8 protein-coding genes are annotated in these 10,720 nt (G+C 64.3%); all 8 read right to left on the reverse strand.

Going from position 1 to position 10,720, the window contains the following annotated elements; all coding sequences use genetic code 11:
- Positions 1–50: 50 nt before the first annotated feature.
- Positions 51–1,538 carry an adenylate/guanylate cyclase domain-containing protein gene (locus VNW74_RS12925; protein ID WP_325677367.1) on the reverse strand — a complete coding sequence of 496 codons (1,488 nt, stop codon included), beginning with the start codon at positions 1,536–1,538 and terminating at the stop codon, positions 51–53.
- Positions 1,539–1,633: 95 nt separating this feature from the next.
- On the reverse strand, positions 1,634–3,118 hold the full coding sequence (locus VNW74_RS12930) for an aldehyde dehydrogenase family protein (RefSeq protein WP_325677350.1): 1,485 nt from the start codon (positions 3,116–3,118) through the stop codon (positions 1,634–1,636).
- 115 nt (positions 3,119–3,233) lie between these two features.
- The gene (locus VNW74_RS12935) at positions 3,234–4,451 is read right to left on the reverse strand and encodes a cytochrome P450 (protein WP_325677352.1); all 1,218 of its coding nucleotides are present in this window, start codon (positions 4,449–4,451) and stop codon (positions 3,234–3,236) included.
- Between the two features lie 9 nt (positions 4,452–4,460).
- Entirely contained in the window at positions 4,461–5,453 is a 993-nt protein-coding gene (locus tag VNW74_RS12940) for an SDR family oxidoreductase (RefSeq protein ID WP_325677354.1), read from the reverse strand.
- The gene (locus tag VNW74_RS12945) at positions 5,446–6,591 is read right to left on the reverse strand and encodes a spirocyclase AveC family protein (protein WP_414686673.1); all 1,146 of its coding nucleotides are present in this window, start codon (positions 6,589–6,591) and stop codon (positions 5,446–5,448) included. The genes VNW74_RS12940 and VNW74_RS12945 overlap by 8 nt, the downstream gene beginning before the upstream one ends.
- Positions 6,592–6,594: 3 nt before the next feature.
- A complete protein-coding gene (locus VNW74_RS12950) occupies positions 6,595–7,713 on the reverse strand; it encodes an ABC transporter substrate-binding protein (RefSeq protein WP_325677356.1) in 1,119 nt (372 codons plus the stop codon).
- 86 nt (positions 7,714–7,799) lie between these two features.
- Positions 7,800–8,651: a CbbQ/NirQ/NorQ/GpvN family protein gene (locus tag VNW74_RS12955; RefSeq protein WP_325677358.1), complete on the reverse strand. Its 852-nt coding sequence runs from the start codon at positions 8,649–8,651 to the stop codon at positions 7,800–7,802.
- A gap of 151 nt (positions 8,652–8,802) precedes the next feature.
- Entirely contained in the window at positions 8,803–10,509 is a 1,707-nt protein-coding gene (locus tag VNW74_RS12960; RefSeq protein WP_325677360.1) for a nitric oxide reductase activation protein NorD, read from the reverse strand.
- Positions 10,510–10,720: the final 211 nt, after the last annotated feature.

The raw sequence follows: 10,720 nt of genomic DNA on the forward strand, positions 1-10,720 counted from the left end.
GTCGGCCGCGGACATTGACCTCCCAGTCGTAGTCTAGGGTGGAACAAAAATTAGGTCAAACCGGCCCCGGCAGACGCCTCGCTGTCGGCTTCTGGTGTCCAGATGCGAGTGGGTTCGGAGCGGCCCCGTAGCACGGTCTCGCCGTGTGCGACCCAGTGCTGGCGCTCGGCCGCATCGGCGCGATCTATCGCAGCGGCTGAACACCCGATCCGCCGGTCTAACGTTTTGGCGAAATCGGCCAGCCGCGCCGCCTCGTTGACCGCGTCGCCAACGACGGTGTATTCATAGCGGTTTTCGGCGCCGATGTTCCCGGCGAATACCGGTCCGGCCGAAACGCCTATCCCGAAATCGACCACAGGTAACCGACGCAGTTGGCTGCGCAGGCTGCGGGCGGTGGCCAACGCCGCCGACGCCGCGTCGTCTGCGGGCAGCGGTACACCGAAGACGGCCAGCGCGGCGTCTCCCTGAAATTTGTTGATAAAGCCGTGTTGTTCGTCGACGGCGCTGACAACGATTCGGAAAAAGTCGTTGAGCACCTCGGCGACCTCTCGTGGCGGGCGACTCGCCGCCAGTTTCGTCGAGTCCACCAGGTCGATGAAAAGGATCGCCGCCTCCCGCACGTCTCCTGACAGCGATGCGCCACCGTCGAGCGCGCGGCGGGCCACGTCTTCCCCGACGTGACGGCCGAACAAATCCTGCAACCGGTCGCGCTCGGCTATCCCGGCGACCATCCGGTTGAAACCGCTTTGCAGACGCCCGATTTCAGAGCGCTCATAGACCCCGACAAAGGTGTCAATACGGCCCTGCTGGACCTGCGCCATCGCGTCGACGACCTCTCGCACCGGGTCGGATATCGACCGGGATGTCAGGATCATGATTGGCAGCCCCAGTAACACCGCGGCAAGTGTGACCACCAAGATGGGCATCTCCACCGACGCCGTCTTCTGAATGATCCAACCGTTGGCACGAATCACGATCAGAGCCGCGATTGCCGCGCAGGGAACCCCACAGCCCAACAACCACATGCCGACAAGTCGAGTGAGCACGCGTGGTGCGATCACAATGCCTTCAGAGCCCTGGGTCGCGGCGACGAAGATTGGGCGAAGAGAGCGCTGGGTGAGCAGAAGGCTTAGGCCTGCCGCCGCACTTCCGCCGAAAACAACCGCCAGCAGGGTTGCGACCGCAAGCGTCACACCGCCATCAAGGTTCAGCGCGAGGAAAATCACGCCACTTGCAGCCCAGGTTGCCGCCAAGATCAGCGATTGCAGCCTGACGAGTCTCGTCGCTGTGTGTCGTTCATCTGGAGTAGGTTGCCGGCCTTGAACAAACCACCGCAGTACCGGAGCGAGGTTTACGGCGCCACCGACCGCGACGGCAGCGGCGCCCAACACGACAAGGATCGCCGCAATTATCATGTTCTTTGCGCCGAAGTATGCATACGCGCCAGTACCGATTCGGTCGTGCAGCGGTATCACGATGGCGGCGGCATCGCCGACGGCCAGCAGGTGAGCGCATGCGAGCCCGGCCGCATACTGCATCGACAACCTGCGCGCCGTGGTCACGAAAACAAGGTAGCCCGTGGCTGCTTCATTGCGGATGAACGGAGCGCACCTGTTCAGGCGCGCCGCCCTCCCTAGCCGGCGGGATAACCGACCGACTTGATCTCGGTGTACTGGTCGAAACCGGCGACACCGTTCTGTCGGCCCACGCCGCTCTCCTTGTAGCCGCCGAACGGAGTGTCGGCACCGTACGGTGCGCCACCGTTGACGCCCATGAAGCCGGCCTTGATTCGGCGGGCCACCGCCAGCGAATGTTCCAGCGAGCCCGACATCACGTTGCCGGCCAATCCGTACACGCTGTCGTTGGCGATCCGGATCGCGTCTTCCTCGTCATCGAAGGGGATGACGGCCAACACCGGGCCGAAGATCTCCTCCTGGGCGATGGTCATCTTGTTGTCGACATCGGTGAAGAGCGTTGGCCGCACGTAGTACCCCTTGTCGAAACCGGTAGGCGCATCGGGACCGCCGACCAGCGCCGTGGCGCCCTCTTCCACACCTTTCTTGATGTAGCCCGTCACCCGCTCGAACTGCCTTTCCGAGATCAGCGGGCCGCACAGCGTTCCGGGATCCTGCGGGTCGCCACACGTGATGTTCTCGTAGATGCTCTTGAGAATCGCCACGCCCTCGTCGTAGCGGGACCGCGGCAGCAGCATCCGGGTCGGGTTGGCGCAACCCTGCCCGGCGTGCATGCACGGCGCGATGCCGATCGCACAGGCCAGCCCGAAGTCGGCGTCCTCGAGGACGATGGTGGCCGACTTGCCACCGAGCTCCAGGAACAGCCGTTTCATGGTGGCCGCACCCTTTTCCATGATCCGCTTGCCGACCACCGTCGAGCCGGTGAACGAGATGAGGTCGACCTTGGGTGACAGCGTCAGCTCCTCACCCACAAAGTGATCCGATGCGGTGACGACGTTGACGACACCGGCTGGGATGTCGGTCTTTTCGGCGATGAGCCGGCCCAGTCTGGTCGCGTTGAACGGTGTGTTCGGCGCCGGCTTGAGGACGACGGTGTTGCCGGTGCCCAGCGCCTGGCCGAGCTTGTTGATCGTCACCTCGAACGGGAAGTTCCACGGCACGATCGCGCCGACCACGCCGACCGGTTCCCGCCATACCTTGCGGGTGGTCAACGTGCCGGTGAGGCTGATCACCTTGTCGCCCAGATCGGTCTCCCACGGGTACTGGTCGATCAGCCTGGCGGGGTATTTCAGCCCGTCTTCCAGTGGGGCGTCCAGCTGGGGCCCGAAGGTGATGGCTCGGGGCGAGCCGACTTCGAGGATGAGCTCCTCGCGCAGTTCTTCCTTCTCGGCTTCGATCGCGTCGTGCAACTGCAGGAGGCAACGCTGACGCAACTTGTGGTTGGTCGACCAGTCGGTCTCGTCGAAAGCGCGCCGGGCGGCGTCGATCGCCCGCAGCATGTCCTCTTTCGATGCGTCGGCGACTTCGCCGAGCGACTCCTCGGTTGCCGGGTTGATGTTGGTGAAGGTGCCGGCCTGGCCGTCGACCAGCTTGCCGTCGATCATCATCTTCGGCTCGAACCGGACCTTTACGGTGTCACTCATATCTGTCACTCTCTTTTGACTCGTTAGAGGGCGGCCCGCGGGGCACTGATCACCCTACGGAGAGCCTTACTGGAAACTAGCCGATTGGCAACGTCCAATTTCTGCGGGGGGTTGGCTACTGGGCATCGAACAGCACCGGCAGCGAAGTCGGTGACCGGAAAACCTGCCCGCGAATGTGCGGGTCGTCCCCGTCTGGGTCCAGCCGAAGATTCGGCAACCGATCCAGCAAAAGGTTGATGGCGGTGCGCATCTCGAGTCGCGCCAGATGCATACCGAGGCAGACGTGCACGCCGTGCCCCCAGCCCAGGTTTGCCTTGGCTTGTCGATGAATGTTGAACGTGTCGGGGTCCGGGTAGCGATCCTCTTGCCGGTTCGCCGAACCCAGCATCGGCATCACCGTTGCCCCGGCCGGGATCGCCACCCCGCCGAGTTCGGTGTCGCGGGTTGTCACCCGGGTGATGGTCAGCAGGGGTGGTTCCCACCGCACACCCTCTTCGATCGCCTGCGGAAGGAGGGACCGGTCGGCCCGGATCGCGTCCAATTGCGGCGGATCCGACAACAGACCGAAGAGCAGGCTGCCCAGCGACCGGTAGGTCGTCTCCACGCCCGCGGGTAGCAGCAGTCGAAGGAACGAGAAGATCTCCTCATTGTCGAGCTTCTCGCCGTCGATCTCGGCCGCACCGAGCGCGCTGATCAAGTCATCCGTGGGCTCGGCCCGGCGGGCCTCGAGGATCGGGGCGAAGTAGTCGCATAGGGCCGCCGATGCCGCAAGCCCGCGTTCCGGGTTCATCAGCCAACTCAGCAGCGAGATCGACCACCGCTGGAACTGTGGGTAATCCTTTTCCGGCAAGCCCAACAGGCCCGCGATGATCTGGCTCGGATAGTCGAAGGTGAACTCCTTCACCAGATCTGCCTTGCCATTGGGCGCAAACTTGTCGATCAGACTATTTGCCACACGGCCGACCAACTCGTCCTGCCAGCGCGCCAAAGACTTCTGCGTGAACGCCTTCGATATCAGCGAACGCAGCCGCCCGTGGACCGGCTCGTCCATACCGAGCATCACACCTTCACCCAACACCGGGCCGAACGCCGCGATCACAGCCGCCGAGGAGAACGTCTCGTTGTCACGCAGCATCTGCTGGACATCCTCGTGGCGATACACGATGAACATCGGCAGCGATTCCTCGTGTGGAAGCGCTCCGGACGTCTCGAGTCGCTGCACCGGTTCCTCGCGGCGCAACCGTGCCAGCTCGGTGTACGGGTCGCGCACGTCCCCGGATATCGCGTCGTCGAAAGAGCCGAAATCCTCGAGATCGTCAAATAGCTGTTCCATGCTTACCTCTCAGTCCCCTTCAGTTCTTTGGCGTCGCTTGGCCGCCAACGACGCCAAGCGCTGCAACACCGGCCGCGGCAGAACGCGCGCGACCAAGACCATCGCCCGTTGACCCGCGGTCGACGGATACGCCCCACCCCGCATCGAACCTTGCCTGGGTATGCCGAGCACGATCCGCGACATGTGGTGCATGCCCGAAGACGGGAGAATTCTGTTGAAAGCCAACAGCATCGAAGCGTCCGGGCCGACGCCGCGGCGGCGGAACGACTTCTGGTCAGCCAGCGCCTTGAGCAGTCCGTCGGTGAACCGCTCCGCTGGTCTGGCAAAACTGACCGCGAATCGCCCGCGGGTGTTCATGGTGTTGTGCAGCCGGGCGTAGGGGCCGTCGAAATTACGATCATCGGTGGTGCCCGCGTCGGTGATGATCTCGGTGTCATACGTGCCGGCGACCAAGACGGTGACACCGAGACCGAAGGGCGCGATCTCGCACGCCATGGACTCACCCCAGCGCTCCAACGCTCCCTTGGCCGCCGAGTACGGCGCGGTGCCCGGCTGACCGCGCACCCCGGCCGCGCTGGATACCAACACGATGCGCCCCTCACCCGCCGCCCGCATCGACGGCAGCAGAGCCTGGGTCAGCGCGACGGGGCCGAGGACACTAGTGGCGAACATCTTCTGCCACAGCGCCGTATCGGTCTCCTCCACCATTCCGGCGGCGGAAATCCCGGCGTTGTGCACCACCGCATAGGGTGCGCCAACGGCCTCTTCGATTGTCTTGGCCGCCGCGGTGATTGACGCGGCGTCCAAAAGGTCGAGCTGCACACCGATCAGCCGGTCGTCGTCTGCACCAGCGCCTGCCGCGTCCCGTAGGAGTGGAACCCCGTGGTCGGGCGTGCGCATAGCCGCGACCACGCGCCAACCCTCGCGGTACAGGCGGACGGCCGATGCGAAACCCAGTCCCCGGGACGCACCGGTGATGACGACGGTGCGCGGATCAACCATTCTTGCTCGCACAGGGGCCAGTACCCGACGGCGGCGGATCGACGTGGGGCCTTCCATTGGGCTCCCCGCTCATCCAGGTCGACCAGATGCCGACCGAGTACGGGCCTTGAGCGCCTGCCTTCTCGTAAAAACCCTGCGGGTCATAGACTTTGGCCTCCGGGTAGGGCCACGGGCAGGCCACCGAGGTCGCCGCTTTGCTGACCTTGATGGCCGCGAACCAGGCCCCGTAGGCGATGTAGGACACGTTGATGATCGCGAACATCACCAGGAAGGTGCCGAGTACCGGACGGCTGGGGAAGATCTTCGCTTTCGCGGCCAGCTTCTCTGCCACCGACTTCCCGGTGTCGTCGCGATAGCAGAGTATGGCCGCGGGCACCATCACGAACGTCACCGAGAACGACTCCCAGATCAGCGGGAATTGGAATGTCGTGCCGGTAAATACCGAGCCCCAGGGAATCACCTGCGAGTAGATGTACATGCCGGCGTGCACCAGCTGGATCTCAAGCCACGCGTCAAAGACGAAGCCGATCGCACACGTCAGCAGACCCAGGCTGACCAACGGGTGTCGCGATACGAAACTCTCCGGTCCGTATTTGGCCTGCAGCTTGCGCAGGACCCAGACCGCCGGGAAGTAGGGACCGAAATAGAAAGTCACGTAGCCGAATACGACGAACGGTTCGACGGTCGGTGATAACGACACCAGCGGCCAGGACTCCGGCCAGTGGATCAGATCGGGGTTGTAGACCGCGAATGGCGCCCAGTTCATGATCGGGTCCTGCCACACGATCAGCGTGGTGCACAGGAACATCAGCATCACCGGACTGCCCGGGTTCCGCCGCCAGCCCCTGATGAATACCACCAGCAGCACCAGCAACATGATGATCGTGGAAATGTGCAAGAAAGTGATGTAGTCCAGCCCGAACAGGAAACGGACGGGGCGTGGCCGACCGTGCACGTTGGGGTTGGCGACCCGCGGGTCCAGGGCGACGCGGCAATTCGCGATGAAGAAGAGCACGAACGCCGCCAGGGCAGCGCCGGCGATCCAACCGCCCCACCCCTTGCGCTCGCCGCCGGGCCGCGCGGGCTTCTCGTCTGCTTTCAGAGGTGCGGATTGTTCCGTAGACCTTTCCGTTTTCAAGAGTCAGCCTTCCTCTCCGAAGCGATCGACCAGATGCGAGTTGATGCCATCGGCGTCGAGGGTCCGCGCCACCAGATAACCGGCGCCCATCCACGCCCGGCGGGTCCACTTGCCGAATGACACCCGGGTGCCGGGCGCGCCCGCCGCGGCGGGCATCATCTTGACCCGCTCCAGCGCCTCTTTCACGCCGCGTGGGCTGAGCGGGTGGGCGTCAGCGAACGCCCGCACCAACGTCGCAGCGACGTCGCGGTTGACCGGCGGCACACAATATTCCGGGCGCCGTCCGTTGTACTTCTTGGCGTAGCGGTCGAGAAAGTCCTGGCCGATCTGGTTCGCCTCGTCGTACTGGTCGACCCCGATCCATCCCATGAACGCTTTCCACATGATCGGGTTGACCCACGCGTTCTGGAAAGCCGTGGTGGTGAACCTTGGCGGATCCCAATCGACAGCTTCCAACGCCGGGTTGATGAACACGATCCCGAAACCGAAGCCCAGGTGCACGATCGCTTCCGCCTTGGCGTCGTGCAGGGTGCGCACCGCTTCGTTGATGTCCTGGGCGGTCTGGGCGATCGCCGCCTCCGCGACGATCCGAATGCCTTTGCGCCGACACGCGTTTCGCAGATTCTTGAGGTAGCTCTCGCCGATGAGATTCTGCTCGACGAGAACGCCGATTTCGGTGAGCCCACGTTTGGCGACCAGGTCCGCGATGAAGATCGGCTCGTCGGTCATCGATCCCTGCGGGAAGGCGAATGTCCATTCACCCAGCCAGTCGTCGGTGCCGGTGACGCTGATGCCCGGCACCTTGAACCGCTCTTCGATCGCTTCCCGGGTAGGCACGCAGTTGTCGGTGATATGCGGTCCGAAAACGACCAGACACCCTTCGTCGACAAGTTCGCCGTAGGCATCGATCACCGCTTTGACCGATCCCTTGGGCAGCCCCTCCACTTCGCGGTAGATCATCTGCACCGGCCGGTCGACCAAGGCCTGCTCAACGGCCTCCTCGAAGACGAGATCAAAACATCGGGTGAAGTCCGCCTTCATCTCCTCGGGGAACCCAGGAGGAAGAGTGAAGTCCATCAGGTAGCCGACCTTGAACGGCTCTGCTGTGCTTTCGTAGGACATCTGACCTCCCGGGTGACGCACTCACTCGCACGGATCTACTGCTGACCTAATATTTGTTCAGACCGTAGCGGCGGCGCAATACCGCGTCAAACATCGGATCCATCCGCTCCGCCCAGATACACCTCGACCATCTCGCCCAGCGCCCTGCCCACTGCCACGTCGTCGGTGAGCGGCCCGGCGATCGCGGCCCGGGCCGCCTCACGCATGGTCAGGCCCTCCGCGACAAGCTGGGCAGCCGCGATGAGCACGCGAGTCGATGCGACCTCACGCAGCCCGCCGGCTTCCAGGCGGCGGATGGCCTGCCCGAAGCGCACCAGCTCAGCGGCGGTGGCACCGTCCACGCCGGCCTCGTGTGCAACGATCCCCTCTTCGACATCAGCTGCCGGAAAACCGAATTCGATCGCGACCATCCGCTGACGTGTCGAATCCTTGAGGTCCTTGAGCACGCTTTGATAGCCGGGGTTGTAGGACACCACAAGGCCGAATCCGGGCGCCGCGTCCAGCGTGACACCAAGACGCTCGATGGGCAGCTGTCGCCGGTGGTCGGCCAGCGGGTGCAGCACCACGGTCGTGTCTTGTCGGGCTTCCACCACTTCGTCGAGGTAACAGATCGCACCCTCGCGCACCGCGCGCGTCAGCGGACCGTCCACCCATACTGTCTCGTCGCCGCGCAGAAGATACCGTCCGACAAGGTCCGCGGTGGTGAGGTCGTCATGGCAGGCAACGGTGATCAGCGGCCGACCGAGATCGTAGGCCATCGCCTCGACGAATCGAGTCTTGCCGCAACCCGTCGGCCCCTTCAGGACGAGCGCCAGGCCTTGGCGATATGCCGCCTTGAAAATGGCCTCTTCGCCGCCGATCGCCTGGTAATAGGGCCGCACCATCTCCGCCTCGGGGGTCACGCCGTTCCGGCAAGCAACCCCGGACTCGTTGGGCATAGCTTCCCTTCTGATACTCCCGGCGATTGGAGCGTAACCGGAACAGATGTTTGTTTCAAGTGCCCTGACGGGGCCGGCGCGAGCCAATGGGGCGCCAACTGCGTTCTGGGACTTTGCAACAGGGCAGAGTTTGGCTCGATCACCGTGTTCGTCACGACACCTTCCTGCGGACCTCTGCCGAGCGCAGCGCGGACCGGAATAGTGGTCCAATCACACCCGCGAGTTGATCTGGGCGCGCAATCGTCGCGTGTGCGGTGTTGCCGAACACCCTGCGCAGCGATTGCACGTCGGTTCCCGCGCCGATCGTCAGGCACACGCAGCCAATGCCCCCGCGGCGGGCTTCGGTCAAAGCACGGCGCGCATCAGCGGCACCATAGGCCCGTTCGTATCCATGGTCGTACGCGAGTCCGTCGGAAAGCACCACCAACAGCCGGCGTGACGTACCTCCGCGCGTCTCCAAGACCGCCGAGCCATGGCGGATGGCCGCGCCGAGCCGCGAGAACGCCCCGGGCTCCAGGCTGTTCAATCGCCTCATGACCCGGGCGTCGAAATGGTCGTCAAAACGCTTGACCGGCACCATGTTCACCGCTTTGCGTCCCTGTGAGTAATAAGCGTAGAGCGCAACCCGGTCACCCAAGTCGTGCAATGCGACGGTCAGGTTGGCGACCGCCGTGCGCTGTTGTTCGTGCACCGTGCGCCCAAGGGTTCCGGGCTCCGCCGCGGAGCCCGACACATCGAGGAGGAGCAGCACCGACAGGTCGCGCCGGCGCCGAAGGCTGTCGAGGTAGACCGCCTCGTCGGGCACCGACCCGGCCCGCACCTCGACGCGGGCTTCAACGGCCGCGTCGAGGTCGATGTCGTCGCCCTGGTACTGGCGATGGCGGCGGTGAAGACCCATTCCAAGTCGCGATAAAGGCCTTCGCACGGCGATTGCGTCGTCGATCGCCTGGGTCGCAGAAGCCTTGATCTTCGGCTCGACCTCCCGCACGGTGCACCACGCGGGCCGGTAGCTTTTTCGCGTGAAGTCCCATTCCGGATAGCTCACGCCGTCCGCGGCGGTTTTGGTCTCGAGGTCTTGACCACCCGTGACGTCCTCGCTCGAGGTTGAGGCCAGCGACGACACCGCGTGCGGACCGCGGTTCGCGGAGTTCGTGCGGTGCGTCGGGGTGTCCGCGCCAGGTGGGCCGCCGCCGCTGCCGGTCTTCCGCGCCGACGACAGCATCTTCTTCAACCATTTGCCGATGAAGCCGCCCCCGCCAACCGGGCTGGTGAACAGGTCGGGATCGTCGGAATCGTCGATCTCGCCATCGTCGAGTTCCGCTAGTTCCTGCGCGCCGCGGCCTCGCGGGACGTGCCGGGGGTTCGGCTGGTCCTGTTGTTCGGCCGCCCGGGAGGATGCCGCGACCAGCTTCGCCGCGCGTATCACACCGAACTGCGGCGCCGGGTCATCGATGGCAGCCCGTCCGGCGGCAATGCTCAGCGAAGCGGCGGGCGAATCGGTGCGCCCGGCGATATCGCGGTCGCCGACCGACGCCAGGATGCGTGGTAGCAGCTCGGCATTGCTGACCAATGCGCGATGGCCCTCGACCGCGAGGTAGCGCCTGGCCATCCGGGGACGGCGCAGAAGGGAACGCACGACCTCGGGGTCCAGGCTGCCGGCGGCGATCATCGATGCCTGTACCGCAACCGCCTCGAGTCTCGCACGGGCTCGCGCCGCAGTATCGATATAAATCGTCTGGCCGTCCGTCCACGAAGGCTCACCCGCTTGCAACTCGGCGACCGCCACCGATCGGCCGGCAAGCGCAGAGGCAAACATGCCGAGTCCCTGCAACCGGTCGTCACGAGCGTCGTCTGCCACCGAACCCCCAGGGACTCCGTTGACCAAATATCTGTTCCAACGTAGAGTCCGGTGTCGCTGCAGTCAATCGCATCAGCGCTTGTTGACCAAATATCTGCTCCAACGTAAAGTCCGCCTTGGCCACAGTCGATAAGGGACCGCCTAGAACAGTGGATTTCTCATACCCGGCGGAATTGGAACAGTTCCGCTCCGAACTGCGCGACTGGCTGTC

The sequence above is a fragment of the Mycobacterium sp. genome, assembly GCF_035570115.1.
In the GTDB taxonomy this organism is placed as follows: domain Bacteria; phylum Actinomycetota; class Actinomycetes; order Mycobacteriales; family Mycobacteriaceae; genus Mycobacterium.